Genomic DNA, 26,201 nt, shown 5'->3' on the forward strand with positions numbered 1-26,201 from the left:
CCCTTGAAACGTTTCAAGGGCTTTAAATTTTGTTTTTGTTTTCTCAATCATCCATCGTAATATTGCGATATCACAATCAATACAATCATGGGCGCTACCAAATCAGACCTTTTCACCCGGCAGCAAAATGAAATAGCGGCGATGGCCAAGGCCCTGGCGCATCCTGCGCGGGTGGCCATTTTGCAGTATCTCGTTAAAAAGAACGCCTGCGTGTGCGGCGACCTCGTAGATGAGCTGGGCCTGGCGCAGGCCACCACCTCCCAGCACCTGAAGGAATTAAAAACGGCAGGTATTATACAAGGCGCGATAGAAGGCACGAACGTATGCTACTGCATCAACCCGAAAGTGTGGAAACAATATAAAGAACTGTTCAACAGCTTCTTTAAAGACGTGGATCCGAAAAATAACTGCTGCTGATTTTTTTTGACATCATTCATCGCAATATTGCAATAACACAATTAATATACTATCATGACCACAAACGAAGCGATAAAAGAACTGGTAAAATTACAGTACAGCGAGATCGCGCAGCAGGACCGGGAGTCCAACGCTGCCTCCTGCTGTGGCGCCAGCTGTTGTTCTACCGAAGTGTATAACATCATGAGTGAGGATTATTCCGCACTGGAAGGTTACCAGCCCGATGCCGATCTGGGCCTCGGCTGCGGCCTGCCTACACAATTTGCCCATATCAAAAGCGGCGATATTGTAATCGACCTGGGCTCCGGCGCGGGCAACGACTGCTTTATAGCCCGCCAGCAAACCGGTGCAAGCGGCAAAGTGATCGGCATCGACTTCACCCCTGCCATGATTGAAAAAGCAAGGGCCAATGCGGAGAAACTGGGCTTCAACAACGTAGAGTTCCGCCAGGGCGATATTGAAAAAATGCCGGTAAGCGCCAACGTCGCCGATGTGATCGTGAGCAATTGTGTGCTCAACCTGGTTCCCGACAAAGCCGCCGTTTTCAGCGAGATGTTCCGCGTACTCAAACCTGGCGGACATTTCAGCATCTCCGATATTGTATTACAGGGCGCCCTGCCCGCGCCGATACAACAAGCCGCTGAAATGTATGCCGGCTGCGTATCCGGCGCGATTCAACAACAACATTATCTCGGATTGATCGAAGAGAGCGGTTTTACCAACCTCGCCATTCAAAAAGAAAAGACCATCAACATTCCCGATGATATCCTGCTGCAATACATGGATGCTGCAGCGATACAGGATTTCCGTAACAGCGGCACCGGCATCTACAGCATTACCGTATATGCAGAGAAACCCGCAGCAGCGTGTTGCGCGCCCGGCTGTTGCTGACAAACTAAAATTTTCTACATGAAAAAAATCCTCGTCCTCTGCACTGGCAACAGTTGCCGCAGCCAGATAGCAGAAGGTTATTTGAAATATTTTGCCGGCAACAAGGCGGCCGTGTACAGCGCCGGCGTGGAAACACATGGCGTAAACCCGAGGGCGGTGGCCATCATGCAGGAAGATGGCATCGATATCTCTTCACATACCTCTAATAACGTGAACGAATACACGCATATCCCGTTTGACTTCGTGATCACGGTATGCGATCATGCAAAAGAACGGTGCCCGGTCTTCCCTGCTGCTGCGCGAACATTCCATGAAAACTTTCCCGACCCGGCAAAGGCCATCGGCAGCGAAGCAGCTATCATGGCTGAATTCAGGAAGGTAAGGCAACTGATAAAAGACTATTGTAAGGCCTTTGTTGAAACACACTTGTAATAAGAGGAACGGCGATGGGATCATCGCCGTTATTTTGCTTGTTTATCAACCATAATAATCAATTCGGATACATGTGCCTCATGGCGCGGTAGTCGCTGGCAGACGGCGCTGCACGCTGTACGCTGAAGGTGCTGCCATCGGATTTTGTCATCGTAGGGATGCTGCCGTCTACCGCAAAATAGTACGATCCATACATCATCACAGAGCCAAAGTCCAGCGTATCTACTTCAAAACCCTGTGTGGTATCGTAGCCGCTGTAGATATCATAGTTATGTTCGTACCCTGACTGGATATTATCGAAGTTGATCGTCACATATTGGTCCCTGTCTTTGCGCGTATGCTCGTGAAACAGGCCCAGTGCGTGTCCGAGCTCATGTGCATAGCGGCCTACTTCCTGGGAGCGGGCAATGTTCACATATTGCAATCTGCCGGTGTAGCCCAGTGTGGCAGAGTTACCGGATGAATTACGGATAAGCACATACGCAGTTTCGCCGCTTCTTTTTTCGCGGAAGCGTACATTGGTGCTGTCGGACCACATGTTCATCGCGCGGGCTACATCCGTTTTCTGTTGCTGGTTAAGGCTGGCATCGAGTGAATACACCAGTGTATCGTTTGGCCAATGGCGGCTGGCGGTTTCAAAGCCGGTGCCCTCCGTTGCAACAGGGGTGTTCCTGATCGCCGTTGCGGGCAAAAGGATGTCGCCCTGAAAAACAGCTTCTCCATTGATGAGTGAGTAGGTGACCGGCCGGCCGCCCAGGTAACCTTTCATCGCCTGTCCGGTTTGTCCGGGAAAGGCTTCTTCCGGGCGCTCCGCCGCTGATCTGGACGCGCGTGTACCGGCATGTTGCTGCTCTTTCTGGCAGGCGTAGGTTGTTGTTACTGCAATCGCAAGTACAGTGAAGGTTTTGAGAACAGATGTTTTGCTCATGTTTATTCAATTTGGGTTAAAAATTCACGCACAGGACAACAGATGTCATATCATGACATAGCGGGTCATCATACCATAATGGAAAATAAGAAATTAGTGCAAGTTGTTCTCAGACAGAAAATTCATTACATAGATACAACAACAAAAATAAAATTCCAAATCTCTGCCGTTAAGAAATTAATTTCCTATTTTACAGTATACAGTGAACATCTATCTTAACCATTATCTAAAATCTGTCATCCATGAAAGTGAACATCCGCGCTATTTTTATCTTTACCATAGCCATCTGCGTACTGTCGTGCAGCAAAAGCCGGGAAGCCGTGCCCACAGCCAATGACAGCAACCCTATTAAAACTGAATCCTTACCGCCGGCCTCCAGCTACCTGGTGCCGCTGGCAGGCAATGGCTTTGTTACTACGCTTGCCGCTGGCGGCGCAGAAACCATCACGGCCAAGGGTCTTGGCAACTGGACCAATGCCAACAGCATCACCAGCGCCTATTTTCGTGTAGGCCTTACCGGTACCCTCAACATCAGCGTAAGAGTGAAAGTACCTTCCGGCACCAGCGTGATCAAGGTAACGGTGAACGGCGCTTCATTTAACAAAACCGTCACTGGCAGCAGTTATACCGATTACAGCATTGGCTCTGTGAACATCGGCAGCGCAGGATATGTGAAAGTAGACCTGCAAGGCGTGAGTAAAACCGGCGGCTATTTTGGCGATGTGTCGCACATCATCATCAGTGGCAGCGCTACTGCAAGCAATGTAGTATACGCCAATGATTCGGCGAACTACTACTGGTCCAGGCGTGGCCCTTCCGTACATCTTGGCTACACCATTCCATCCGGTACTACTGCAGAATGGTTCTACAATGAAGTGACTGTACCGGCCGGCGAAGACAAGATCGGCTCTTATTTTATGAGCAATGGCTTTAATGGCGGCTACTTCGGTATCCAGGTAAACAGCGCCACCGAACGCCGCGTGCTCTTCTCCATCTGGGACCCTTCCACCGGTAAAACCTCGCTGGTACGCAAAGGGCCGAATGTAGTGGATAACAGCTTCGGCGGCGAAGGTACGGGCGGACAAAGCTACCTCGTATTCAACTGGCAGGCCGGCGCCACCTACAAATTCCTCACGCACGTATTGCCTGACGGCGCCGGCGGCACCGATTTCTCTTCCTGGATATATACGCCTGAAACCAGCGCCTGGCGCTTCATCGCCACCTGGAAACAGCCCAATACCACCACCTATCTCGGCGGCCTTTATTCTTTCCTGGAGAACTTCATCGATACCAATGGTTACCTTGGCAGAAGCGGCCAATACAGCAATGCCTGGATACGCAGCACCACCGGCGTATGGACAGAGCTGACCAGCGCCCGCTTCACCGCTGATGCTACTGCTACCAACGACCAACGGCGCGATTATGCCGGCGGCGTTGATGCCAGCACCGGCAGGTTCTTCCTCAAAAACGGCGGCTTCTTCGCCGCCTACGTAAACTACAATACCACGTTTACCCGCAGCGCCACCGGGGTTGCGCCGAATGTGAACCTGAATACACTGCCCTGATCTTATTCAGGGGTATACGCTAAAAAATAAGCGGCTGACGAATGTATTCGTCAGCCGCTTATTTTTTATCTTTATAAAAAAAACATGACCCGTTTCCGCCTTCTGTCTGTGCTGGCCTTCAGCATATGTTTGTTGACCTACAACACGCTGCATGCACAAACCCTCACAGATACTGCTACCCTGCTGCATACCGGCGATACCGCCCCTGATGTCACTTTCGAGACCAGCCCCGGCAAAACCAATACCTTCGCAGATTACAGGGGCAAGATCGTTTTCATCGATTTCTTTGCCACCTGGTGCGGCCCTTGCCGGGAAGAGTTTCCACACCTTACCCAAAAGGTATGGAATGTTTATAAAGATGATCCCCATTTCGTATTCCTCGCTTTCGGCAGAGAACATAACTGGAAAGAAGTAGAGGCCTTCAAAAAGAAGGTCAATCCCGGTTTCCCGCTGCTGCCGGATGTAGGCCGGAACGTATTCGGCAAGTTTGCTACCAGCTTCATTCCGCGCAACGTCATACTCGACGAAAACGGCAAGATCATCTGGCAAACCACCGGCTATGTACCACAGGAGTTTGAAGCCATGTTACAGCTGCTGCAACAAACGATGGCCGCCAGGAAAGCTACGGCTGCCAACTAGCGCTTTACTTCAACCGAAAGACTGCCGGAACGCTACCGGCGAGAGATGCGTTTTCATCTTGAATAACTTGCTGAAGGACTGCGGGTGTTCAAATCCCAGTTCATAGGCAATTTCACTAACAGAAAGGTCGGTAGTCGATAATTTCTCTTTTGCTTTGCTAATGAGTTTTTCATGGATGTGCTGCTGTGTATTTTGCCCGGTGAGCACTTTCAATAAATTGCTGAGATAATTGGGAGAGAGATGAAGTTGCTGCGCGATCTGCTGAACAGATGGCAAACCTTTCCGCATCAGCTCATCATTGTTGAAATAGGCATCCAGTATGGTTTCCAGGCGATCCAGCACCTGGTGGTTGCTGATCTTGCGGGTAAGGAATTGTCGGTGATAGAACCGTTCGGCATAGGTCAGCAACAGCTCAAGCTGCGCGATCATCACCTGTTGACTAAACTGATCGATGTTCGCATGATACTCCTGTTCTATATTACTGATGATACCCGTGATCACCGCTTCTTCTTTTTCGGATAGATAGAGCGCTTCATTCACAGCATAACTGAAATATTCGTACTGCCTGATCGCTTTGGCCAGTGGCGTATTCCAGAGAAAATCAGGATGGATCAGCAAGATCCATCCTGTATGTTTCAGCAGTACATTTGGCTCGATGGAGAATACCTGTCCGGGCGCCATGAAAAACATCACGCCGGCATCAAAATCGTATTCCTGCTGGCCGTATTTCATTCTGCCATCAAAATTGCGTTTCAGGGAGATGGCATAAAAATGCTGGATGATGCTTTGCGGCTCATCGCTGCGCAGCCTGGCGATATCCTTGCAGTTGACCACGCTGATCAGCGGATGCGCAGGCCCCGGCAGGTTCCTGAACTGATGGTAAGCAGTGATGGTATGAATATGATGCGGTGCAGGATGTTTCATGATACTATGCTTTAAATGCCGCAGCAAATTCCGCTGCAAAGGTTTCCAGTTTTACGGCGCCCATGGCGATCGGCGCTTGTTGCCGGTATTCTTTTACGAAGATACCATTATGCACAATGCGGAACAATTCCACGTAGCTGGTTGCCAGCAAGGCAGGCAGGCCACGGCTTTCCAGCTGCTGCTGCATTTGTTCGTCTGTGCATAGCTTCCATTGCAGCGCGGGCTTGCCAATGGCGGCGCCCAGCACGGCAGCTATCTCGTTACAGGTACGTTCATCGCTGGCAACATAACGTACTGGTTTTACTGCATGAACAGTGGTCAGCTCTTCTGCTGCTGCGGCGGCAATATCCACTGGCGATACCAGCACAACGGGATCTGCGCCGCCATAGTTGGCTTGCATCAGGCCGGCGCCTTTGATCATATCTGTGAACTGGTACAGGTTATAATAAAAATAACCTGGCCGCAGATGGGTGAGTGCGATGCCCGGCAACTGGTTCAACAGTTGTTCCACATGATGCGCGCCGAGGATGATGCCTGTGCCCTCTGTTTGCTCTGCTCCCATGCTGCTGAGGTACACTACTCTTTTCACGCCTGCCTGTGTAATGGCCTGCGCGTAGTTGCCGCCTATCAAACGGTAGTAGTCGCGCGGATCGGGCATGGCAAAGAGATTGGGAGGCACCATGGCATACACTGCATCGGCGCCGGTAAAAGCGCGGGTAACAAAAGCGGCATCTTCCAAAGGCCCGATGGCGGCGGTGGCGCCCAGCGCTTCAATATCTTCCTGCTTATCTGCCTTGCTGCTGATAATGGTAACGGCATGTCCTTGCTGAATGAGGGTGGTGGCCAGCGGCCGGCTGATGTGTCCTAAAGATCCTGTGATAACAATTTTCATCTGGCTGTTTTTTTATGCTACAAAGTTCTGTTGCAGCACAAAAAATGGCGTAGCCGAATCTATGATTGTCGTAACCAAAACAATGGTAATTTTGGTAAACTTTTCACTTATGAGCTTCCTGAAAACCAAGACCACCTGGAGCAATGCAGAATTCATTCCTTTCAAACTCTGTATTGCCAGCCTTTACATTATTGTTGGCGCTTATTTCCATGAATTTTTCAGCCGGTATTATATCCCGCTGGCTATCCTGTTCGTCATTGCAACAGTATGGACAATATACCTGTGGGCAAAGAAACCGAAAGTCTCACAACCTGAATAGCAGCGCCAGTATCACCCGGTCTTCCGACTTCACAAGGTCGGGCCGCCAGTTGGCCGGCAAGGGCGTAGTGCTGTAACCATCAGGAGAGGTAACGCCGCCAGCGCCGGCGAAGTAAGGCACATTGGCGTGACGGTGCACATATTCCAGTCTTACTAAAAAACTTTGATTAGGCATCCAGTCGAAATTGGTGGAACAATCCCAGCCCTTGAAACTCGTACCTGGATTGGTATCGAAGGGATACTTACCTTCGGTTTGTGTAGGATTGTTAGGATCGGGCAATGGACTGGCCTGTCCGGTGGGCGCCAGTACCAGGTAGCGACCCGGGTTGGTCATGACGCCACCGCCGATCGTCCACGCAAATTTATTTTTATTGAACCAGATGCGGTTGTAGAACATGGCGCTTAGAAAATATTGCGCCGGCTTGCTGGTATCGCTGTTCTTGAAACCGCTTACGCCGCCGCCGTTTTCAAAGCCGATATCGCCTGTGAGTGAAAAGGCCATACGGGAAACGCCTTTCGATGCAGGCTTGTTAAAATATCTCACCAACATACTATTATCCGAGTGGAAGCGGTTCCTGGTGGGGATGCCACCTGCATCCGCGCCATAGTAATCGTTAGTCAGTATCTTGAAACGACTGGAAGGATTCCAGGTAATATTTGCGCCTACGCCTGGCCGCCGGTTAAATACGCCGTAGCTCTGCCAGCCGTTGATGATCCAGGGTTCTATCTTGAGGTATTTGCTCGGATAGATCTGCACGCGCACTCCATTAAAAAACCAGGGCGTATTGTCCGATGTAAAGGAAGCCTGGTACTCCCAGTTCTCTACCTGGTAATAAGAGTTAAGCCCGATGTACGACATGAACAAACCTGCGTCCACATTGATACCATACCATACATTGAAATGATAGCCTACATAGGTTTCGCTGAGGTAACGATATACATCAGCGAGTTTATATTGGCCGCGGTATGGGCTCAGATCATTCCTGGGCACCACTTGCGAACGTGTGCCGAATTGCAGCATGATACGCGCACGTGCGTTATGAAAATTCAGATCGCCGCCCAGACTGAGATGCGACAACTGAATTTCATCATTCCTCGACAATGCCGTAGAACCCACTACGGTATGATCATTCGGGTGATTGAAGGAATGTGTGTAATTAATATCTACCATTACGCTCGGCGTAAAATATTTACCGGAAAATATAGAGGAGTCTCTCCGGTCGCTCCCGTTCTGCCAGTTGGTTTCGATACCATCGAAGGGTATCTTTTCATTGGTGGATTCCTGTGCGTACGATGTGGAAATACCTGCAGTAAATATACAAGCAAGGATAAGTAACCTTCTTACCATAACAACTATTTTAAGATAGGCAAAAGTGAGTCTTTTTTTCAATTCTGCGAAATAATGCACCCTACTAAATTGGAGCGATTTACAGCACGCCCCTGGCAGCATTCATCCGCCAACAACCTTTACCACAAAGGGTTTCAGCGGACAAATAAAATATTGGCCGGATATTTGTATTTGTGGGAACCGGTCCCACCGCCACTATTATGCCATTAACCTACATGTACACATGAACAATGCAACCGATCCCACAACCAGGCAAAATTTCAAGGGCAATAACTTTACATTACCAAGCTCCATCTATTACCAGTTTGTTGGCGCAGCCACATTGGAAAAACCGGTGAGAGATGAAGATTTTGTATTTATCTTATTCGAAAGCGGAGATGGTATACATACCATCAATGATATTGACCATGAAATCAAACCCCGACAGGTACACATCACCTTTCCCGGGCAGGTACGCTCCTGGAGCTGCGGCCCCGACACTATAGGGTATCGACTCAAGATCCCTGCTGAAGTGATCGAAACGTTTCCCGTCCAGTTCCAGTTCTCACTCACCAGATATAAGCACTGCCCTGTCATCAATCTTGACCCGGTTATTTTCAAAGAGATCCGGTCAGAATTAATGCTGATAGAAGGTATCCAGGCAGATGGGATAGACTGCTGCGAGATTCTCTACGCCCGGCTCCGGATGGTAGCCTTGCTGATCAACAAACAGATGGCATTACTCCATAAAGACATGCTGATGTATGACAGCAATCCTCTCCTGGTAAAATTGCAATCACTCATCGATACGCATTTCGCGCAACAACGTTCAGTGGCTTTCTATGCGCGCCAGCTGAATGTTTCACCCGGATACCTTGGTATCCTTTGTAAAAAAGGATTGCAGGTATCTCCCATTCAACTGATACAGCAACGCATTATCCTGGAAGCAAAACGTTTGATCAGATCTTCCAACAAATCTATCAAAGAAATCGCTTTCGAGCTCGGATTCGGCGACCTGGCTTACTTCTCCCGCTTCTTTAAATCCAATACCGGCTTTGCGCCGCGCCACTTCAAGCAGCATGATAAATAAAAAAACTATGATTCAGTCAACAAATGTAGCGATTCGGATAACCTGAAAAATGTAAGGACCACTACCTTTACAGCGACGTAAATATTCTACATGAGATCACCCCGAATTGTCATGGAAGGGAGCCATAAAACAAAATCGCTGGTCAGGGAAAAATTGATATGGGCCGTTGGCGAAGTGCTGAGGACCCAAAGCTATATCCATCTTACAGGTGGCAATATCTCCGACGTTGCCGGCATATCACTGTCACGCATATACGATTATTTTAGCAGTGTTGATAAACTGATGGTGATCTATTGGGAGATGAATGAGAACAGCTGGATCACACGGCAGGTGCAGGAATATTTTCTGCCAAGCTCAGAGGCATATATACAATTCGATACGCTCCCAGAAGAATACCACTGGACAATCTTCAGGTCAACTCGGGCTTATCCAGGCCATTAGTTGTTTTACAAAAACGTTTAGTTAGCCCCAAAATTTCTTATCCGCTATCGCTTTTTACGTATTGCTTGGGAGAAAATCCGGTATGGAATTTAAAGAAGCGGGAGAAGCTCGACAGGTCTTTAAAGCCCAGCGAATAACCAATCTCTTTGATCGACATGTCTGTGCTTTGTATCAGTCTTTTCGCTTCCAGCAGTATCCTTTGTCGTATCAGGCTGGAAGCGGAAACTTTGAACTGTCGCTTGCACAATATATTCAGGTAGTTGGGTACAATAAACAAATGTTCGGCATAAAAGGCCACCATCTTCTGTTCCCGGAAATGCTGGTCTATCAGCAATAAAAAATTATACAGCAAAGGATTGATGCGCCGGCTGATCGTACGTCTGAAATCCTTCTCTGCCTGGCGGCTCACGAGCATGGCGATCAGGCGTGCGCGTTCATGTACGATCTCCCAGAAAATATTGGACGATGCCAGCTCATGTTCAATAGCCTCGAACTCATTCGATATCTTTCGGAACAGTGCAGCGTCCAGCGTCAGCACGCTGTGCTGGTTAAATCTTGCAAAAGAAAATTGCAAGGTCGAAGAAAATGTCTCAAAAAGACGACGGTCGATGATCAGTTTCATCCCTTTTGTATTCTTGCCCAGATCCCACTTATGTATCTGGCCCGGAAAAAGCAGGTGTACCTGGTTTGCTTCTACCGGATGATCGATAAAATCGATCCAATGTACGCCGCTGCCTCTCTCAAATAACAGGAATACAAAAAAGTCATGAGAACGCGCTTCTTCAATGCTACTGGCCCCATCAAAGCGGTGGAATACCACACTACCATCGGGATCCCAGGCCTCCTGAAATTTCCTGATCTCAAGTATTGGAAATTTTTCTTTGGATTTCATTCTTATTTGGGTTTCATTCTTAAAAACGACAAATGGGACTTTAATCTAAATCAAGTTGACATGGCATCATTGACATAGATATTCCATGAAATGGCTGGCAAATAATCGCTGCATACCGCCGTTCTCCAGCAATGAAACGGCGTATTAAAACGCTAACAGGTATACAACCCAATGGTGTGACAAGTCCGGTTTTTCCGGAAATAATACTTCAAATGCTAACGATGCGTACAATCAATTGCGCAAGTAATTTATTGATAAAACAATCTCTTACTGGCTCTCAATTCAATAGGTACAAAAATATGGTAACGGTATAAAGGGATCATTGTCCTGTTTATTAAAAAACTTGGCTGTTTTATAGCTCCCGCCCCTGTTATTGATACGACCGATAATAGTGTTGGGCACGGTACTATATGCGTTACCGTTAGGGGCAATTAATCGTATTGAACCAGACAACATGCATCTTGCAAAATATTATCAGAGATGAGAGAAGCGTCAGGTAAAACTGTGAAGAAACAAGACAGGCCGGCTTTTGCAAGCCGGCCTGTGATTATCGTATTACTATAAATGTTACGATCAGTGTGCAGGATTCATGATCTGTATCAGTTGTTTGCTCACGATATAAGTAGGTGCATACAAAGTATTATCTGTAGCAGAAGTGAGTGGCGCATCTCTATCGATCGCATAGCCGAATACGCCGCCTTTCTTTGCCCCTGTGGGTTCCCAGCGGGCGTAGTCGTAGGCGCGGCCGGTGCCATTCACCGGGTAAGTTACATCATACCATACATTGGAAGGGTAACCATTTTCTTCATAGAAGGAGAAGCCCGGCACAAACTGGCTGGATTTGATGTAGGGAGAAAATGTTTGCCAGGTGGATTGCAAGGTGCTGGCGCCGCGGCCATAGGCCTGTAACCATACATAGTCCACCATGGTATATACTTTTCTGAAAAGGCTGTTGGTGCCGCTCTGATTAGTATCAAATGTAAGCAGCTTGCCGGTGCCTGATTTCGGGCCGAGGTATTTGGATAAGGCCGTATATACGCCCGCCATATCGGTGAGTGTTTGTCCGCTCGGTGTGCTCTCCACATCGATATCATAACCATCAAATCCATATTTGTTGATGGTGCTGTCCATGATATACCGTGCTGTTTTGCCATAGCCGCTGGTATCATGCGTAGCGCCGGCCACGAGGTTGAGATTACCGGTGAGGATCACTTTGGTGCCTTTGGCATGTAATGCGCTGATCCATCCCGGCACGCTGCTGGCAATGGGAGAGGTAGAAGAGAAGCAGAAGAGGATCAATACATCGAGGCTATCAGGCACTTGTGAGAAGTTAGTGCCAAAGGGCGCGGCGCCGTAGCAAGGGCCCTGGATGCGGTAAAAGCCGGCATAGATCTCATGCGGGCGGCTCTTGTAGGCCAGCAGGCTATCCAGGTAAGGATTGCTGCTGAGTGTGGTCATAGCTTTGTTCGTGGACAGTTTTTCTTTTTGTTGGGCATCTTTTGTGCAGGCGGCGCCGAGTATCAGCATGGCCAATGCCATCCATACCAGCGGCAATAAGCGCTTGTGTTGCATGTGTGTGGGTTTTATGAGTAAATAAAAAATCGACAGGACAAACGACCAGCACGTATTTTTCATCGTTCAGGTTGCAGTATTTGTATAAATAAAAGAGAAGCCACCAGGAAGGCGGCAAGTGCGAGCAAACGTCAGATATGAGATTAACAAGATAGGTTAAAAATGGAAACCGAGCAAATATTTAGGGATTTATTGATTTACGGATTTTTTGATTTGAGGAAACCTTGAGTTCCCTCAAATCAAAAAATCCGTAAATCAATAAATCCCTAAATATAATACCCTGGTCGGTCGATATCAGCCAGCAATGAGGGGTGTGTGGGAAGCCATGATAGTTGTTCCTGCGTTTGTTTGCTGGAGGCAGGAACATCCAGGGAGAAGAAACGCGCTATCCAGCCGAAGTGGTCGGATGCCGTTTCCGGCGATTGGGCTACCACCGGCACTTGCAGCTGTTTGCCGATAATGGCGGCAATATCCCTGGTGGGGATGCCTTCGTCGCCCACGGCATGATACCTGGCGCCGGCAACGCCTCGCTCCAGTATCAACCTGAACGCCCGTGCGGCATCCAGCCTGTGCACGGCCGGCCAGCGGTTCAGGCCATCGCCGATGAAGGCTGACACGCCCTTCTCCCGTGCAATGTTGATGAGCGCCGGCACAAAGCCATGATCGCCATCGCCATGAACAGATGGGGGCAAACGCAGCACCGATGCCCGTACACCGCGTGCGGCCAGGGCCATCGCTGCCTCTTCCGATGCGGCGCGCGGCAGGGAGCGCGGCCCGGCCGCCGGTCCGTCGTTCTCTGTGGCAATGCCGCCATTATGCACGATGCTGGTACCGGAGGTCACCACCAGCGGGCGCGCCGAACCCTCCAATGCGGCGCCTATTGCAGTAATGGCGCGCCGGTCGGCTTCGCAACTGGCTTCAAAGTTGGCGAAATCATGTATGAACGCCGTATGGATTACGCCATCGGCGGCCATCGCACCACGTTGCAAACTATCGGTATCATTCACATCACCGCGATGCACGGCCGCACCCGCCGCCGCCAGCCGCTGTGCAGCGGCATCTGAACGTGCAAGGCCCAGCACCTCATGCCCTGCCTGTAATAATTCCTGAACAATGGCCGAACCAATAAAGCCCGTAGCGCCTGTAACAAAAACACGCATAAATCCTGATTTTGATGTACCACAAAATTGCAGCGCAACAAGCCCCCGGCACAAGGTCATTTGACACAATTTTACCAGGTCATTTGACATATCTTTGTACTGAAATTATCGCCCATGTCTGAACTTTTTGAAAACTATATCCAGTCTAAAATTCATCTTACCAAAGACGAATTGCAACATATTATTTCCCTGGCCGTCACGAAAAGAGTACGCAAAAGGCAGCTGCTGCTGGAAGAGGGCGAAGTATGCATCCATAAGATGTTCGTGATAAAAGGACTGCTAAAAACCTACATACTCAAAGATGACGGCACGGAATATATCATGCGCTTCGCACCGGAAAACAGCTGGATCACCGACCATGAGAGCTATACGCACCAGACGCCGTCGAAATATTATATTGAAGCGATGGAAGACAGCACCGTGATGTTGTGGGCGCGCGATCATTTCTATATTCTGCTGGAAAGCATCCCTGCCCTGAAAGCCTACGCCGTTAATACGATATCCAACAGCCTCAATGCCAGCCAGGACAGGATACGCATGCATATCAGCGCTTCTTCAGAAGAAAAATACCAGGAATTTCTTCACACCTTTCCCGATCTGGCTAACCGTATCCCCTTACATCTGATCGCCTCCTACCTTGGCATATCCAGGGAAACACTCAGCAGGATACGCCATGCACAACGTAGTGTGAAAAGCCATTAGTTTTTACGCGTGAGCTGATTAGGAAATTATTCGGCTCATGAAGTACAATTGGCAACAACCGGACTATTAACAAACCAGGGGTAACAAACCATCTTTCTACTAGCTATTTCACGTGTACCGCCGGTATCGCAAATGCGGCCACTGCATTCCGCGAAGCCTCCATGCCCGTTTTCAGACGGTTCAGAAAGGCCGTCACATCTTTACCATAAGCCCTTTCGCTTAGAGAGAACAGGACTACGCCGGATGGGTCTTTCATGGCTACGTACCGGTAAACATTTCTTTCAAGAATATCTATCCGCTTTCCGTCGGCATTGTTGGCGCTCACGAGAAAATCGAGCAACACTTCGCCATCTTTCTCAAACACCTGGTATTGCACCATGGGATTACTTTCCTTCATCTTTTTCAACTCTGCCACCTTATGCCCAGCAAGATCCTTTACGGTGGCTTGTCCGCGGAGATAGTCGATCGACAGCATTTTTGAAAAATGCTCAACATTATCACCGGTGGTAAAATATTCCTGCTTGTAATAATTAGCTGCGGGGTGCGAGGACCATTGCAGATGCCAGCTTGTTTTGTTGAATTGAATGGGGCCCGGCACATGCAGGTAATCAGTGGCCGCAGGGGTTTGCGCTGATGCTACCGTACTAAAGAGCCATACAGCTAAGGCGAGGCTCATTAAAAATATCTTCTTCATCTCTCAAAAATAGACATTATTGTCTATTTCCGCTCTTCTATCAGTCGTTGTTGCCGGCGATAGGCCCCGGGCGTCATTCCGCGGTGTTTTCTGAATAATTTAGAGAGATAACTCTCATCATTGAACGACAGTTCAAGGGCGATCTCTTTCAATCGCATGTTGCTGTATACAAGCCGTGTTTCTATCAGTTTCAACCGGTATTCCAACAAATAATCCTGCAAGCTGCGGCCAGTGTGTTTTTTAAAATATTCGCCGAGATAATGAGGGGAGATATTCACGCGTTCCGCCATGGTATCAATTTTCAGGGCGGCTGCATCGCCGATGTGCTGCTGTATATAGCTGATCATTTTCATCGCCAATGGTTGCTCGCTGCCACTGCTCACAGAGCCTTCACTGGCGATCAGGTTACGGGCGATCAGGTTGATGAGGATAGATAATGATTGACGGATGATCAAGGTATGGCCATAAGACTTTTGTTGATACTCCCGGATGATCCCGTCCAGCAAGGCATGCGCCAGTTTCTCATCATTGCGTTCCCGGAAGATACAACCGGCTTTTGCATGATAATGGTTCAGGATATAACTGATCTTCCGGAGGTTGTCGCAGGTTTCAAGGCGTTCATTCTCGAACCTCACCTGTTCGATGAAGGCCGGGCTGAAACGCAGCAAGGCAATGCTGCTGCCGGTTTCGGGCGAAAAGGTATAAGGCGTGCCTTGTTGCAAAAGAAATAATTTACGGGGCGCATAACGGTAATCATATTGCCCCTCGCTGAACTGCCCCTTCCCTTCCAGCACGTATGCCATTTCAAAGAAGTAGTCGGACCGGAACCTGTGCCTGCGCATGTTGGTTTGCACGATGTCCACTTCCACCTGGTCTATTATCTTCATAAACGCCATCCGTCGAAGGTACAAAACAAACCCCTTATAGTACCATTTTTTTTGTACTCTCTGTCGTTGCTTTGCCATCAAAAAAAAATGGCAGCTGCAAAACACCGATGGTTCATATTGGCTATTTTATCTGCAGGCGCGTTTTTATCGCCCCTCGATTTCTTTATTGTGAATGTGGCGCTGCCTTCCGTAAAAACCGCGCTGCAAGCGACTGACACGGCTTTGCAATTAGTAGTGGCAGGCTACGGGCTGACCTATGCGGTGCTGGTGGTAACAGGCGGCAGACTGGGCGATATCTATGGACGCAAGAAAGTATTCATCGGCGGCATGCTGCTATTCACGATGGCATCCGCAGCATGCGCATTGGCAAAAGAGGTACAATGGCTGATTGCCGCGCGGATATGGCAAGGCATGGGCGCGGCGATGCTGGCGCCACAAGTGATCGCTACAATACGCGTGATCTTTCCGCCGGAAGAACAAGCGCGCGCCATGGGCATTTTCGGCGCTATGTTTGGCCTGGCAGCCATCGGCGGACAATTACTCGGCGGCCTGCTGATCAATGCGCAGCTCTTCGGCTGGACCTGGGAAAGCGTGTTTATGGTGAACCTGCCTATCGGCATCCTCTGTAGCATCGCCGCCTATTTCGTAATGCAGGAAAACCGCGCCGGCACGCGGCCCCGGCTGGATATCACCGGCATGCTGCTCGCTACGTTGTCGCTCCTCTTATTCATCTACCCCATCGTAAAAGGCCGCGAGGCACATTGGCCTGCCTGGGTATTTATAAGCATGGCGCTGGCCATCCTCACGGGATGGGCGCTGTTCCGCTATGAAGAAAAATTACTGCAACGCGGCAAAGCGCCGCTGCTGTATATGCCGCTGCTGAGAGACAGGTCATTTCTGAAAGGCATCGGTGTGATCTTCCTATACAATCATACGGCTGCCTTCTTCCTGATATTCCCTTATTACCTGCAAAATGGCTTGCACTATGGCGCTTTTGAAGCGGGATTATCGATACTGCCTTATGCTATCGGCTTCTTTATAGCTCCGTTGAGCAGCCATCGTTTCCGCGCTTCCAGTCAGCAATTGATGCAAGCGGGCCTCTTGCTGCTTATCGCCGGTTTTATGATTGGCGCAGTGGGCATTCATTTTCAACCGGCGCCGGGATGGTGGCTCAAAGCAGGATTGCTGCTGGCTGGTGCGGGCCATGGCATGGTGATGCCTGCCATGTTACGGCAGATCATGGCCGGTACCGCCGCTTCGCTGGCGGGCCAGGCTTCCGGTATCGTGAGCACGGCCATCCAGGTGGGCAGCGTTACCGGCACGGCAGTGATCAGCACTTTGTTCTTTTCACTGCTCGGCTCCTTTTCGTATAGCCGTTCCCTTGAGGTGGCATTCATTACGCTGGCAGCATTGCAATTGGCAGGCTGGCGGCTGGCAAAACGCTATGGTAAAACACAAACAAACAATAATATATGAATCATGCTGATCAGGCCAGCAAAATGGTCAAGGATTTTCACGTGGGCATACAGGACTGGTTCCGTGGCAATAACAATGTGAGCGCAGCGCAACTGCTGCATGCTTTCAGTGCACAATTTCAGATGACAGGCGCCAATGGCCAGGAGATGGACTTTCCGGCACTCGCAGCCTGGCTGCTATCGGTAAAGGGCAGCCGGCCGGGTATCATCGTCAGCTTCGATAATCTGTGGACCGCTTCTACCTTTCATCATACACTGGTGTATTATGAAGAAACACAGTCGATGGGAGACATTACCACCAAACGCAGGTCCAGCGCCATTTTCCGCTTGGAAGGCGATGACCTGAAATGGTGGCGGTTACAAGAAGAGTGGATGTAAAGATCAGGGAATAATATGTTCCGCGAGGCGTGCGGCAAATTCGTCCAGACTGGTCGTTACCGCATTGCTGAGTATAATAATCGTGGAGCCATCTTCCAGTACATGAAACAACATGGCCTGCGCTCCCATAATGGAGCCGGGCCTTTTCACGATGGTATATTGCTGCTGATGGATCTTGTAATTCTTATACACCCAAACGCCATAGCCATACTCGCCTAATCCTGAGGTGAACATCAGGTCGAGCGTAGCTTGTTTCAACAGCTTCCGGCCAAACAGTGCGTTGGAAAATTTCAGTACATCGTCTGCAGTAGAATACATGGCGCCCGAAGCATACCAGTTCTCCATGTACACCGGCAGATCGTTGACCAGCTGCCTGATATCATCCCGGTAAAAATAGGTATCTGCCAATTTCGGAATGACCGTTTGCTGATATGCGATACCGGTATTATTCAGCTGCAATGGTTGCAGGATGCGGGTTTTCAGGTTCTCTTCAAAACTTTTGCCGCTCACCTGTTCGATGATCTTGCCGAGAATAATATAATCAGCATTGTTGTAGTCCCACTCCTTCCCTGGTATGGTGTCCAGTTTACCGCTGCTGAAAAGTGTCAGCATTTCATCGGAAGTATGCGGCAGCTGGTATTGCGGCATCCCGTTCTTCAATACTGATTCCATGGAAGTGATGTTGGCATCCATATTATGAATGCCGGAAGTCATGTTGAGGAGCTGTTCTATAGTTACTTTATCTGCTCCTTCTCCTTTGTAGCCGGGCAGGTACGCGCTGATCGTTTTATGCAGATCGATCTTGTCTTGTTCATACAATTGCAGTATCAGTACGGCGGCAAATGCTTTGGTGATAGAGGCGATCTTGTAACGTGTATCCGGTGTGTTAGGCGTTTTATGTTGGAAATTGGCCAGCCCGAAACTCTTTCTGTACCAGGCTTTGTCGTGCTTTGCCAGTACGATGGTACCATTGAAATTATTCTTCCTGGCGAAGGAGTCGATGAAAGCCGCTGCCCCAGGGGATTGTGCAGCAATGGAACAGGTGATAGCGAGAAAGGCGATCAGGGAGATTATCTTTTTCATGGCAGGATGTATATCTAAATATACTCTTTTTCATTTCAGAAAAAAATTTTGCGCAGTCAAATAACTGCATTAAATTGCAGTCAAATAGCTGCATAATATGAAGATCCGCAGAGACGTATTTCAAGCCCTGGCCGATCCTACCCGCAGGCTCATTCTGAGCCTGGTAGCGATGCAGGCCATGACGCCGGGGGCCATCGCCGAGCATTTCGGCTCATCGCGACAAACCATCTCCAAACATATCCAGATACTCACGGAATGCGAACTGCTGAAACAGGAGCAATCCGGCCGGGAGATCCATTATCATTTCAATGCGAAAAAACTGAAGGAAGTGGCAGACTGGATAGATCCTTACCGGAAGCTATGGGAAAACAGGCTGGATGAGATCGAAGGACTGCTGGAAGAGATGCAGCAGAAGAAAACAAAGCGCAAAAAATAAAATCAAACTATATGAAAGAACAATTGTATCCTTGTCTTTGGTTTGATGGCCAGGCAAGAGCGGCAGCAGATTTCTACTGCAACATTTTCCCCAATTCACGCATCCTCCACGACTCCGGGATGGTAGTGAATTTTGAACTGAACGGAAAATTTTTCATGGGCCTGAATGGCGGCCCGCAATTCGCTTTCAACGAAGCGGTTTCCTTCGTGATCAACTGTAAAGACCAGCAGGAGATTGATCACTACTGGTACAAACTCACTGCCAACGGCGGTTCCGAAGGTAGATGCGGTTGGTGTAAAGACCAGTTCGGATTATCCTGGCAAGTGGTGCCAAGCGTACTGGGCGAGTTAATGTCTGACCCGGAAAAAGGGCCGCGCGTAGCGAAAGCATTTATGCAAATGCAGAAATTTGATATCGAAGCATTGCAAAATGCCTGATCATTCTTCACCTTCATTACTGTAACCATGGCAAAACAAGTGGAAGTTACCCGAACCTTCAATGCGCCGGTAGAAATGGTCTGGAAAGTATGGACCGATCCCGAACTGGTGAAACGCTGGTGGGGCCCGCAACACTTCACCTCTCCTCTCGCCAGGATCGATTTCCGCGAAGGCGGCCAATCGCTCGTGAGCATGAAAGCCCCGCCGGAAATGGGCGGCCAGGAATTTTATTCTATCTGGGATTATATAAAGATCGTTCCACACGAAAGCATCGAGTTCATTCAAAACCTCGCAGATGAAAACGGCCAGAAAACAGCTCCCGTAAAACTGGGCATGCCGGCGGATTTTCCACTGGACATCAGAACCGTGGTCACTTTCAAAAAAACAGGCGATGGCAAAACAGAGATGACGGTGACAGAATACGCTGAATTTGGCTCTATGAGCCAGTTTGCGCAACTCGGCCTGGAACAAAGTATCGCGAAGATGGCAGCCATCTTCCAATAATTATTATTCTCCCGATACACAGATCGTACCGGGAGAATAATAAATTTATGTTTGCAGACATTTCGTTATTTTTATAACGTTATTCCAATTCCCCAAAATATAAAACCCCAAATAACCATGGGTAATAACAATCATCCAGACCACGTCAATGACGTGATGAACAGAGATATCTCCGACAGTGCGCCCATCGCCACCTTGAACGATCTCAAAACCAAAACAATGGTCAATGACCAGACTGCCTACATTATTGCAGATGCATTTATCGGAAATCCTTATCAGCTGTTAGGACAGGTGATTGAGGTTAGGAAAACAGATGGTCAATGCCCTACCAACCTTGTCAATGCAAAGGACCTGAACTTTGAATTTTCATCGTTTCCGGTCACCGGCCTTAAAGTTGACGAACAGTCAAAATTAGCCAAGCCTCAATTACGCGGGTCCATTATCGTTAACAAAGCATTGTGCGCGCAGGCGGGTTTCCTCAATTTCCTGAGCGCGCAGCTGGATCAGAAAAGTACGTTCAGCCTTGTTATCATGGATCAGGCCAGCGGGCTGGTCAACTTCCAGGACCCATCCTGGACAAATGCCATCACGCAATGGAAACAGAATAACCAGGACAAAATGAATGATCCGGAGATCTGTTACATCTATGTTGTCAGTGGCTTCATTCAAAAAAATATCATCAAGAAAAAATATTATCTTTTTGAAGCAGGCGCTAAAGGCGGCGCTTATGGGCTGAACATTGACGGCAAATTGTCTACCAGCACCGACGAATACTCCCTCGATGTGGTTTTCGGGCTTACGCCCGCTATTATCAAACGTCCGCCGGCAGCAAGCGCCAATGTACTAAAGGCAGCACCTGCACCCTCCCCTTCTACCGAACATACATTCACGCCTTCCGTTGACGAAGCCCGGCTCTTCAACCTCACTTCCGGCCTCGTTCTGGATGTCCCCTGAGTAAGCATTTGGAGTAGCCGGCTTAATTACAGATATTTGAGGATAAAATAACCCGGCCTCCATGCGCTTCTTTTTTCTTTTGCTATTGCTGACCTATAGCGGCATCACCTTCGGACAAAATATCCATACCATCGAAAACGACCTGCTCCAAAACTTCCAGCAGATACAGTATTGGGGAGATCATAAAGAAACTGATGCAGGCGACTCCATCCTGCTCGCCAACAAACGCTTCGAACAAAAACTGCTTCAGTATACCAGCAACAACCCCGCTACGATTAGCGCAGACTTTGCACCACTCGATGCAAAAGGCCTGCAAATCGTCACTTCAAAAGACAAGCATTTGCGGATATACAGTTGGGACACAGAAATGGGCGGCACCATGCGCTTCTTCAGCAACGTGTATCAATATCAATCTGACGGTAAAGTATTTTCACTGAATCCGCATGCAAACGACGATAAGCTCCATGCAGCGGCCGCCTATGTAGCGATCTACACCCTGGAAAACCAGGGAAAAACGTACTACCTGGGCGTTTACAATGCTGTTTATTCTAACAAAGACGCTTACCAGGGCATCAAAGTTTTTGCGATCAGCAACAACCAGTTGAGCGATAGCGTAAGATTGATAAAAACAAAAACAGGCATCAAAAATCAGCTCAGCTTTGCTTATGATTTCTTTTCTGTAGTAGATAGAAAAGAACGCCCGATCCATCTGATCACTTTCGATCCTGATACGCAAACGATCAGTCTTCCCGTGGTAAAGCCCGATGGTACGGTAACAGAGAAGTATATCCAGTATAAATTTACCGGAGAATATTTTGAGCGCGTGATACCCGGGCAACAACTTTCGCCGGTAAAAACGGGTAGCTGACCGGCAGATCTTCTTGGTTTTACCTAATGCATATTTTCAGGCCCTGTTGATACAGGTAGTTTTACAACCAAAAACTACCCTGTTATGAACACTTCCAACATCCTCATCATCGGTGGCGGCATCGGTGGCCTGGCGCTTGCTTTATTCCTGCACAAAGCCGGCATACCGGCTGCCATCTACGAAGCCTATGCCTGGAAAGATGGCGTGGGCGGCGGTTTGAACATTGCGCCCAATGGTATGAATGTGCTGGCAACACTTGGTCTTGCAGAAGAAATAAAAAAACGCGGCGCCCTTACCACTGAGCACTGTTTTCAGAATGAAAAAGGTAAGGTATTAGCAAGGATGAGCAATGGCAACATTCAGCGATACGGCCAATTCGGCGTCAGCATTACCAGGAGCGCCTTGCATGAGGTGTTGACAATAGCGGTGAATAAAGCCGGCATCCCCATTCATTACAATAAAAGATTACAAAACATCCGGCAGCAGCCGGATAGCGTTACTGCTTTTTTTGAAGACGGCACTGAAACAAGCGGCTCCCTGCTGATCGGCGCCGACGGCATACATTCGGCCACCCGCCGCATCATATGGCCGGATGGGCCGAAACCCGCATTCACAGGCATGTTGGGAGTAGGAGGCTTTGTGAAATTGGCAAACGTACCTTCTCTTTCACAGCGGGACCTTGCCAGCTTGCACTATGTTTTCGGAGCCAAAGGTTTCTTTGGCTACTCCCCTGCTGATAAAGACTATGCCATGTGGTGGTCGAACCTGCCCTCTCCTACAGCGATGAGTGCCGAAGTATTGCAGGATACATCCGTAGAAAACGTGAAACGTGAGATGCTGGCTATCTATAAAGATTACGAAAACCCGGTGGTAGCGCTCATTGCACACTCCGAAAAGGTATTGAAACAAAACATCAGCGATATACCATCATTGCCGGTATGGCATCAGCAGCGGGTATTGCTGATGGGAGATGCCGCACATGCGGTAAGTCCGAATGCAGGCCAGGGTGCGTCTATGGCGCTGGAAGACGCCATCTGCCTCGCCAGGTTGCTCAGGGATATTCCCGGCGATCATGAAAAAGTGTTCGGGTTGTTTGAAGCCGCACGTAAACCGCGCGTAGAGAGGATTGTAGCCGAAGGGAGAAGGAGGGGCGATGATAAAAAGATCGTTACACCTATGCAGGCGAAGATCCGCAACTTCATGATCAGCGTGTTCATCCGGCTCTTTGGATCTACATCACAGGACTGGCTATATCGTTATAAAATAAACTGGGAAGAGAAAGTGGCCGCCTGAGCAAAAGCCCGTAAACACTATTACTTACGGGCTTTTGCGTAGGTTAATGTTTTACGATCAACCCTTGTTCAGGTACGTATTTATCATATTCCATATGCCGGGCGATGCGCAGTGCTTCTGCTTCTCCACGTAGCCTGGCCACCAGGTGCAGCGCGCCATCGATGCCAGCGGAGATGCCTGCCGTGGTGATGACCCGGCCATTATCTACATAACGCACATTGGATAATACTTTGGCTGAAGGCACTTCCTGCTGCAATGCCTGTATGCTCCTGTGAAAAGTGGTAACGGTAAGGCTATCCAGCAAACCGGTTTTGCCCAGTACAAAAGCGCCGGTGCAAACAGAGAAATAACCTTTGGTACTGGCATCCCTGCTTTTGATCCAGCGGATCACTTCCGGATCGCCGGCAGCTACGTCGTCGTTACCGCCAAAGATGGCGAAGAAGTCCGCTGGCGGCGCATCCTGGATACTATAGTCCGGATTTACTTTCAGTATGCCTTGCACTGTTACCGGCGCTTTCGTTTTTCCTACAGTAAATATTTTGAAGCCGGCATAGGAAAATACTTCCAGCGGTCCTGCGAAGTCGAGCACTTCCGTGCCGTCATAGAGGTAAAAGCAGATGCTGTAAGTTTGCGGTGGTGGCGCTTTAGCGGCGTCTTTAGGTATCAATGCCATGCCGCAATGGGGGCATATACCGGGCTGGTGATATACAATGGAGTCGCATGTGCCGCAGGGCGGGCAAACGTAGTCGGAACTTTTTTGCTGCGCCCAAGCCCATAAAGGCAAACATAGCAGCAAGATGACCAGATGTTTCATATCGCTTGATTATACCTGCAAGGTAATGTGGCAAGCGCGTGCAAAGAAGGACAAGCACCCGGCAAATCAGGCCAATTTTGCCGTCATGCCTGTCTTCCGGGCCAGCTGTCCCAATTGCCGGGTGTTGCCCATGCCGCAGGCTTTGGCTACCCATGACAGCTTCTGACCCTCTTTCAATAATTGCGTGGCCTTTTCTTCGCGCAGCTGTTGGATATATTCGCCGATCGTAATGCCGGTAGTAGATTTGAAGAGACGGGTAAGATTTCTGGGAGACATGAACACCATCGCTGCCAATGCGGTGATGGTGAGTTTCAGATGCAGATGATGCGTGATATAGTCCTGTACCTCATGCACCTGGTGATTGATATGCTGCCGATATTGCAGGTGGATGCTATGCTGCGCTGAGGCGCCATCACGGCGGATATACACCACCATATCTTTCGCCACCGTACAAGCAAAGGCAGGACCATAATGCTCTTCCACCAGGAACAGCGCCAGGTCGATGCCTGTGGAGATGCCTGCACTGGTGTAAATATTATCGCTCTTCACAAAGAGCCTGTTCTCTATTACCTGCAATTTCGGAAAGTGTTCCTGCAAGGCGGCGGTGTAAGCCCAGTGGGTAGTACAACTGCGGCCATCGAGCAATCCTGCCGCAGCGAGGGCAAATGCTGCGGTACATACAGAGCATACCGTGGCGCCCACTGCGGCAGCGTGTTGCAGCCAGGGTATCCAGCCACTGTCATCTTCACGGCTCCATCGGCTCAGGTCCATACCCGCAACGATCACAATATCATCAGCCTTAAGGGCAATGTCGGTCAAAGGCTCTACACGCGTAAATCCCAAACCGGAAGAAGCAAGCGGCGATGTATAAGGCGATACATACCGCAGTTCATATGGATGGCCGCAGCATCCCGCTTCATAAAAAACTGTTACAGCGCCTGCCAGATCCAGCAGATGTACGCTATCGAAGAGGAAGAAAATGATCCGTTTCTTTTCCATGGTGTGAAGGTACGATTCTCATCAGCGCGAGAACAGTTTTTCCAAGTCCTGCCAGCTGTGATAAAATCATACACAACAAAAAACCAGGTTACCCGTTTCTGATCAGGTAACCTGGCAAATGAAATTAATCCACATACAGCTGATGGCTGAATTTCGTGAGATTATTCTTAAACGCATTGGGCGTTAGTCCGGCGATGCGTTTGAAGAGACGCGAGAAATAAGGGTGATTTTCAAAACCGAGATTATAAGATATTTCAGAAATGGAAAGATCTGTTCCTGTCAGCAGGTTCTTGGCTTCTGATATCAGGAAGAGATGAATGAGTTCCAGCGCTGTTTTGCCGGTTTCCTGTTTCAGTACATCGCTGAGGTAGTGCGGCGAAACATGCAGCTGTTCTGCCAGGTACTTTACAGAGGGCAAGCCCTGTGTGGCGGCGATGCCTGTTTCAAAATAGGCCGACAGCTGTTCATGGAAGCGGTTGGCTATTTTACCGGAATGGTCTGCGCGATCAATGAACTGCCGTTTGTAGAAACGCTGGCTATACCTGAGCAGCGACGCAATATGCCCCAGGATAATTTCTTTGGATAGCTCATCCTGGTGATGGTGATATTCCGCTTCAATTTCTTTTGATATCCTGATCATCGTTTGTTCTTCCTGCGGCGTTAAATGCAGGGCTTCGTTGATATCATATTCAAAGTAGCGGTATTTCCTGATCTCCGCATGTAAGGGATGACCATATAAATATTCTTCCTGGAAGATCAAACAAAATCCATCGCCATCTGTAACGATATTGTCATTTGCGACGGTTTGCCCCGGTTTCATAAAAAACATACCGCCTCCTTTTGCATCGTACCGTGTACGGCCATATTTCAGCTCGCCGGATTTATGCCGGTTAAGACACATGGAATAGTAACCCAGTGTGATAGGGCCCATATTACAAACAGAATCGGGGGTAGAGGGTTTGAGCACCAGGAGCGGGTTTTCAGGGGGCTCCTCGCCTTTCAATATGAAGAGTTCTGTAATGTTCGTACGTTCTGCCATAAAACAAAATAGTTTGAAGATATGACGTATTATCCTGTTAAAATTAGGACAAATGTGTGAATGAAATTTGTTGCTTGCTTTTTACGGAAATAGGCGGCCGTCGAAACGGCCGCCTGACATATAAAAAACCTACAACTGTTACACTATCGT

The 26,201-nt window shown here is 48.9% G+C and carries 30 protein-coding genes; 17 read left to right on the forward strand and 13 right to left on the reverse strand.

From position 1 onward, the window contains the following. The first annotated feature begins 87 nt into the window (after window positions 1-87). From FPG75_RS19720 to FPG75_RS19730, 3 genes are read left to right on the forward strand one after another with little or no spacing between them, the layout of a single operon-like run. On the forward strand, window positions 88-417 hold the full coding sequence (locus tag FPG75_RS19720) for an ArsR/SmtB family transcription factor (RefSeq protein ID WP_143309095.1): 330 nt from the start codon (window positions 88-90) through the stop codon (window positions 415-417). A 54-nt stretch (window positions 418-471) separates the two neighbouring features. Then, window positions 472-1,308, forward strand: coding sequence for an arsenite methyltransferase (locus tag FPG75_RS19725; protein WP_143309097.1), 837 nt, complete (start codon window positions 472-474; stop codon window positions 1,306-1,308). An 18-nt stretch (window positions 1,309-1,326) separates the two neighbouring features. Next, complete coding sequence (locus FPG75_RS19730; protein ID WP_143309099.1) at window positions 1,327-1,740, forward strand: arsenate reductase ArsC; 414 nt, start codon at window positions 1,327-1,329, stop codon at window positions 1,738-1,740. A gap of 58 nt (window positions 1,741-1,798) precedes the next feature. Here FPG75_RS19730 and FPG75_RS19735 read toward each other — a convergent pair whose 3' ends face one another. Then, entirely contained in the window at window positions 1,799-2,668 is an 870-nt protein-coding gene (locus FPG75_RS19735; RefSeq protein ID WP_143309101.1) for a M12 family metallopeptidase, read from the reverse strand. Between the two features lie 242 nt (window positions 2,669-2,910). Here FPG75_RS19735 and FPG75_RS19740 point away from each other — a divergent pair, with 242 nt between their 5' ends. After that, window positions 2,911-4,233 (forward strand): DUF3472 domain-containing protein, encoded by a 1,323-nt coding sequence (locus FPG75_RS19740; RefSeq protein ID WP_201747991.1) that lies wholly within the window; start codon window positions 2,911-2,913, stop codon window positions 4,231-4,233. 84 nt (window positions 4,234-4,317) lie between these two features. Then, the gene (locus FPG75_RS19745; protein WP_143309103.1) at window positions 4,318-4,872 is read left to right on the forward strand and encodes a TlpA family protein disulfide reductase; all 555 of its coding nucleotides are present in this window, start codon (window positions 4,318-4,320) and stop codon (window positions 4,870-4,872) included. 9 nt (window positions 4,873-4,881) lie between these two features. Here FPG75_RS19745 and FPG75_RS19750 read toward each other — a convergent pair whose 3' ends face one another. Together FPG75_RS19750 and FPG75_RS19755 are read right to left on the reverse strand one after the other, a co-directional pair. Further along, window positions 4,882-5,796: a helix-turn-helix domain-containing protein gene (locus FPG75_RS19750; protein WP_143309105.1), complete on the reverse strand. Its 915-nt coding sequence runs from the start codon at window positions 5,794-5,796 to the stop codon at window positions 4,882-4,884. A gap of 4 nt (window positions 5,797-5,800) precedes the next feature. Further along, a complete protein-coding gene (locus tag FPG75_RS19755) occupies window positions 5,801-6,688 on the reverse strand; it encodes an NmrA family NAD(P)-binding protein (protein ID WP_143309107.1) in 888 nt (295 codons plus the stop codon). 109 nt (window positions 6,689-6,797) lie between these two features. Between FPG75_RS19755 and FPG75_RS19760 the strand changes: the two genes are divergently transcribed. Next, window positions 6,798-7,007, forward strand: a complete 210-nt coding sequence (locus FPG75_RS19760; RefSeq protein WP_143309109.1) for a hypothetical protein — start codon at window positions 6,798-6,800, stop codon at window positions 7,005-7,007. Here FPG75_RS19760 and FPG75_RS19765 read toward each other — a convergent pair. Then, window positions 6,993-8,354, reverse strand: coding sequence for an outer membrane beta-barrel protein (locus FPG75_RS19765; protein ID WP_143309111.1), 1,362 nt, complete (start codon window positions 8,352-8,354; stop codon window positions 6,993-6,995). The two genes, FPG75_RS19760 and FPG75_RS19765, sit on opposite strands and share 15 nt — an antisense overlap. A gap of 223 nt (window positions 8,355-8,577) precedes the next feature. Between FPG75_RS19765 and FPG75_RS19770 the strand changes: the two genes are divergently transcribed. Together FPG75_RS19770 and FPG75_RS19775 are read left to right on the forward strand one after the other, a co-directional pair. Further along, window positions 8,578-9,423, forward strand: a complete 846-nt coding sequence (locus FPG75_RS19770) for a helix-turn-helix domain-containing protein (RefSeq protein ID WP_143309113.1) — start codon at window positions 8,578-8,580, stop codon at window positions 9,421-9,423. 90 nt (window positions 9,424-9,513) lie between these two features. Further along, window positions 9,514-9,864 (forward strand): TetR/AcrR family transcriptional regulator, encoded by a 351-nt coding sequence (locus FPG75_RS19775; RefSeq protein WP_143309116.1) that lies wholly within the window; start codon window positions 9,514-9,516, stop codon window positions 9,862-9,864. A 37-nt stretch (window positions 9,865-9,901) separates the two neighbouring features. On the opposite strand, the gene FPG75_RS19780 is transcribed toward FPG75_RS19775, so the two are convergent. The 3 genes from FPG75_RS19780 to FPG75_RS19790 form a co-directional block, all read right to left on the reverse strand. Continuing rightward, window positions 9,902-10,756: a helix-turn-helix domain-containing protein gene (locus FPG75_RS19780; RefSeq protein ID WP_143309118.1), complete on the reverse strand. Its 855-nt coding sequence runs from the start codon at window positions 10,754-10,756 to the stop codon at window positions 9,902-9,904. Window positions 10,757-11,329: 573 nt separating this feature from the next. After that, window positions 11,330-12,328, reverse strand: coding sequence for an EndoS/ChiA family endoglycosidase (locus FPG75_RS19785; protein WP_161596859.1), 999 nt, complete (start codon window positions 12,326-12,328; stop codon window positions 11,330-11,332). Between the two features lie 266 nt (window positions 12,329-12,594). Further along, window positions 12,595-13,488, reverse strand: a complete 894-nt coding sequence (locus FPG75_RS19790; protein ID WP_143309122.1) for an SDR family oxidoreductase — start codon at window positions 13,486-13,488, stop codon at window positions 12,595-12,597. A 114-nt stretch (window positions 13,489-13,602) separates the two neighbouring features. Here FPG75_RS19790 and FPG75_RS19795 point away from each other — a divergent pair, with 114 nt between their 5' ends. Further along, window positions 13,603-14,190: a Crp/Fnr family transcriptional regulator gene (locus tag FPG75_RS19795; protein ID WP_143309124.1), complete on the forward strand. Its 588-nt coding sequence runs from the start codon at window positions 13,603-13,605 to the stop codon at window positions 14,188-14,190. 103 nt (window positions 14,191-14,293) lie between these two features. On the opposite strand, the gene FPG75_RS19800 is transcribed toward FPG75_RS19795, so the two are convergent. Together FPG75_RS19800 and FPG75_RS19805 are read right to left on the reverse strand one after the other, a co-directional pair. Continuing rightward, window positions 14,294-14,884 (reverse strand): hypothetical protein, encoded by a 591-nt coding sequence (locus FPG75_RS19800; protein ID WP_143309126.1) that lies wholly within the window; start codon window positions 14,882-14,884, stop codon window positions 14,294-14,296. Between the two features lie 23 nt (window positions 14,885-14,907). Continuing rightward, window positions 14,908-15,771: a helix-turn-helix domain-containing protein gene (locus FPG75_RS19805; protein WP_161596860.1), complete on the reverse strand. Its 864-nt coding sequence runs from the start codon at window positions 15,769-15,771 to the stop codon at window positions 14,908-14,910. Between the two features lie 87 nt (window positions 15,772-15,858). On the opposite strand from FPG75_RS19805, the gene FPG75_RS19810 reads away from it, so the two are divergent. Further along, window positions 15,859-17,247: an MFS transporter gene (locus tag FPG75_RS19810; protein WP_143309130.1), complete on the forward strand. Its 1,389-nt coding sequence runs from the start codon at window positions 15,859-15,861 to the stop codon at window positions 17,245-17,247. Then, on the forward strand, window positions 17,244-17,624 hold the full coding sequence (locus FPG75_RS19815; RefSeq protein ID WP_143309132.1) for a hypothetical protein: 381 nt from the start codon (window positions 17,244-17,246) through the stop codon (window positions 17,622-17,624). The genes FPG75_RS19810 and FPG75_RS19815 overlap by 4 nt, the downstream gene beginning before the upstream one ends. Window positions 17,625-17,627: 3 nt before the next feature. On the opposite strand, the gene FPG75_RS19820 is transcribed toward FPG75_RS19815, so the two are convergent. Further along, on the reverse strand, window positions 17,628-18,707 hold the full coding sequence (locus FPG75_RS19820) for a serine hydrolase domain-containing protein (RefSeq protein ID WP_143309134.1): 1,080 nt from the start codon (window positions 18,705-18,707) through the stop codon (window positions 17,628-17,630). Between the two features lie 97 nt (window positions 18,708-18,804). Here FPG75_RS19820 and FPG75_RS19825 point away from each other — a divergent pair, with 97 nt between their 5' ends. The 6 genes from FPG75_RS19825 to FPG75_RS19850 all read left to right on the forward strand — a co-directional run bounded on the left by FPG75_RS19825 (window position 18,805) and on the right by FPG75_RS19850 (window position 23,199). Further along, entirely contained in the window at window positions 18,805-19,143 is a 339-nt protein-coding gene (locus tag FPG75_RS19825) for an ArsR/SmtB family transcription factor (RefSeq protein WP_143309136.1), read from the forward strand. An 11-nt stretch (window positions 19,144-19,154) separates the two neighbouring features. After that, window positions 19,155-19,580, forward strand: coding sequence for a VOC family protein (locus tag FPG75_RS19830; protein WP_143309138.1), 426 nt, complete (start codon window positions 19,155-19,157; stop codon window positions 19,578-19,580). 27 nt (window positions 19,581-19,607) lie between these two features. Beyond that, on the forward strand, window positions 19,608-20,084 hold the full coding sequence (locus tag FPG75_RS19835) for an SRPBCC family protein (protein WP_143309140.1): 477 nt from the start codon (window positions 19,608-19,610) through the stop codon (window positions 20,082-20,084). Between the two features lie 117 nt (window positions 20,085-20,201). After that, window positions 20,202-21,038, forward strand: a complete 837-nt coding sequence (locus tag FPG75_RS19840) for a hypothetical protein (protein WP_143309142.1) — start codon at window positions 20,202-20,204, stop codon at window positions 21,036-21,038. 61 nt (window positions 21,039-21,099) lie between these two features. After that, window positions 21,100-21,906, forward strand: a complete 807-nt coding sequence (locus FPG75_RS19845) for a hypothetical protein (RefSeq protein WP_143309144.1) — start codon at window positions 21,100-21,102, stop codon at window positions 21,904-21,906. 84 nt (window positions 21,907-21,990) lie between these two features. Beyond that, window positions 21,991-23,199, forward strand: coding sequence for an FAD-dependent monooxygenase (locus FPG75_RS19850; protein ID WP_143309146.1), 1,209 nt, complete (start codon window positions 21,991-21,993; stop codon window positions 23,197-23,199). Window positions 23,200-23,242: 43 nt separating this feature from the next. Here the strand turns inward: FPG75_RS19850 and FPG75_RS19855 are convergent, their stop codons facing one another. The 3 genes from FPG75_RS19855 to FPG75_RS19865 form a co-directional block, all read right to left on the reverse strand. After that, on the reverse strand, window positions 23,243-24,013 hold the full coding sequence (locus FPG75_RS19855; RefSeq protein ID WP_143309148.1) for a DJ-1/PfpI family protein: 771 nt from the start codon (window positions 24,011-24,013) through the stop codon (window positions 23,243-23,245). Window positions 24,014-24,079: 66 nt separating this feature from the next. Further along, window positions 24,080-25,012, reverse strand: a complete 933-nt coding sequence (locus tag FPG75_RS19860) for a GlxA family transcriptional regulator (RefSeq protein ID WP_143309150.1) — start codon at window positions 25,010-25,012, stop codon at window positions 24,080-24,082. A 124-nt stretch (window positions 25,013-25,136) separates the two neighbouring features. Beyond that, on the reverse strand, window positions 25,137-26,051 hold the full coding sequence (locus FPG75_RS19865) for a helix-turn-helix domain-containing protein (RefSeq protein WP_143309152.1): 915 nt from the start codon (window positions 26,049-26,051) through the stop codon (window positions 25,137-25,139). Window positions 26,052-26,201: the final 150 nt, after the last annotated feature.

Origin of the sequence: Chitinophaga vietnamensis (assembly GCF_902167635.1) — a bacterium.
GTDB lineage: Bacteria > Bacteroidota > Bacteroidia > Chitinophagales > Chitinophagaceae > Chitinophaga > Chitinophaga vietnamensis.

Coding starts and splice junctions, on each gene's coding strand:
- FPG75_RS19730 (WP_143309099.1), top strand. CDS start 1,327: ATGAAAAAAATCCTCGTCCTCTGCACTGGCAACAGTTGCCGCAGCCAG.
- FPG75_RS19780 (WP_143309118.1), bottom strand. CDS start 10,756: ATGAAATCCAAAGAAAAATTTCCAATACTTGAGATCAGGAAATTTCAG.
- FPG75_RS19820 (WP_143309134.1), bottom strand. CDS start 18,707: ATGAAAAAGATAATCTCCCTGATCGCCTTTCTCGCTATCACCTGTTCC.
- FPG75_RS19765 (WP_143309111.1), bottom strand. CDS start 8,354: ATGGTAAGAAGGTTACTTATCCTTGCTTGTATATTTACTGCAGGTATT.
- FPG75_RS19775 (WP_143309116.1), top strand. CDS start 9,514: ATGAGATCACCCCGAATTGTCATGGAAGGGAGCCATAAAACAAAATCG.
- FPG75_RS19855 (WP_143309148.1), bottom strand. CDS start 24,013: ATGAAACATCTGGTCATCTTGCTGCTATGTTTGCCTTTATGGGCTTGG.
- FPG75_RS19770 (WP_143309113.1), top strand. CDS start 8,578: ATGAACAATGCAACCGATCCCACAACCAGGCAAAATTTCAAGGGCAAT.
- FPG75_RS19835 (WP_143309140.1), top strand. CDS start 19,608: ATGGCAAAACAAGTGGAAGTTACCCGAACCTTCAATGCGCCGGTAGAA.
- FPG75_RS19745 (WP_143309103.1), top strand. CDS start 4,318: ATGACCCGTTTCCGCCTTCTGTCTGTGCTGGCCTTCAGCATATGTTTG.
- FPG75_RS19845 (WP_143309144.1), top strand. CDS start 21,100: ATGCGCTTCTTTTTTCTTTTGCTATTGCTGACCTATAGCGGCATCACC.
- FPG75_RS19830 (WP_143309138.1), top strand. CDS start 19,155: ATGAAAGAACAATTGTATCCTTGTCTTTGGTTTGATGGCCAGGCAAGA.
- FPG75_RS19750 (WP_143309105.1), bottom strand. CDS start 5,796: ATGAAACATCCTGCACCGCATCATATTCATACCATCACTGCTTACCAT.
- FPG75_RS19865 (WP_143309152.1), bottom strand. CDS start 26,051: ATGGCAGAACGTACGAACATTACAGAACTCTTCATATTGAAAGGCGAG.
- FPG75_RS19760 (WP_143309109.1), top strand. CDS start 6,798: ATGAGCTTCCTGAAAACCAAGACCACCTGGAGCAATGCAGAATTCATT.
- FPG75_RS19785 (WP_161596859.1), bottom strand. CDS start 12,328: ATGCAACACAAGCGCTTATTGCCGCTGGTATGGATGGCATTGGCCATG.
- FPG75_RS19800 (WP_143309126.1), bottom strand. CDS start 14,884: ATGAAGAAGATATTTTTAATGAGCCTCGCCTTAGCTGTATGGCTCTTT.
- FPG75_RS19850 (WP_143309146.1), top strand. CDS start 21,991: ATGAACACTTCCAACATCCTCATCATCGGTGGCGGCATCGGTGGCCTG.
- FPG75_RS19810 (WP_143309130.1), top strand. CDS start 15,859: ATGGCAGCTGCAAAACACCGATGGTTCATATTGGCTATTTTATCTGCA.
- FPG75_RS19840 (WP_143309142.1), top strand. CDS start 20,202: ATGGGTAATAACAATCATCCAGACCACGTCAATGACGTGATGAACAGA.
- FPG75_RS19795 (WP_143309124.1), top strand. CDS start 13,603: ATGTCTGAACTTTTTGAAAACTATATCCAGTCTAAAATTCATCTTACC.
- FPG75_RS19790 (WP_143309122.1), bottom strand. CDS start 13,488: ATGCGTGTTTTTGTTACAGGCGCTACGGGCTTTATTGGTTCGGCCATT.
- FPG75_RS19720 (WP_143309095.1), top strand. CDS start 88: ATGGGCGCTACCAAATCAGACCTTTTCACCCGGCAGCAAAATGAAATA.
- FPG75_RS19825 (WP_143309136.1), top strand. CDS start 18,805: ATGAAGATCCGCAGAGACGTATTTCAAGCCCTGGCCGATCCTACCCGC.
- FPG75_RS19755 (WP_143309107.1), bottom strand. CDS start 6,688: ATGAAAATTGTTATCACAGGATCTTTAGGACACATCAGCCGGCCGCTG.
- FPG75_RS19815 (WP_143309132.1), top strand. CDS start 17,244: ATGAATCATGCTGATCAGGCCAGCAAAATGGTCAAGGATTTTCACGTG.
- FPG75_RS19805 (WP_161596860.1), bottom strand. CDS start 15,771: ATGAAGATAATAGACCAGGTGGAAGTGGACATCGTGCAAACCAACATG.
- FPG75_RS19725 (WP_143309097.1), top strand. CDS start 472: ATGACCACAAACGAAGCGATAAAAGAACTGGTAAAATTACAGTACAGC.
- FPG75_RS19740 (WP_201747991.1), top strand. CDS start 2,911: ATGAAAGTGAACATCCGCGCTATTTTTATCTTTACCATAGCCATCTGC.
- FPG75_RS19860 (WP_143309150.1), bottom strand. CDS start 25,012: ATGGAAAAGAAACGGATCATTTTCTTCCTCTTCGATAGCGTACATCTG.
- FPG75_RS19735 (WP_143309101.1), bottom strand. CDS start 2,668: ATGAGCAAAACATCTGTTCTCAAAACCTTCACTGTACTTGCGATTGCA.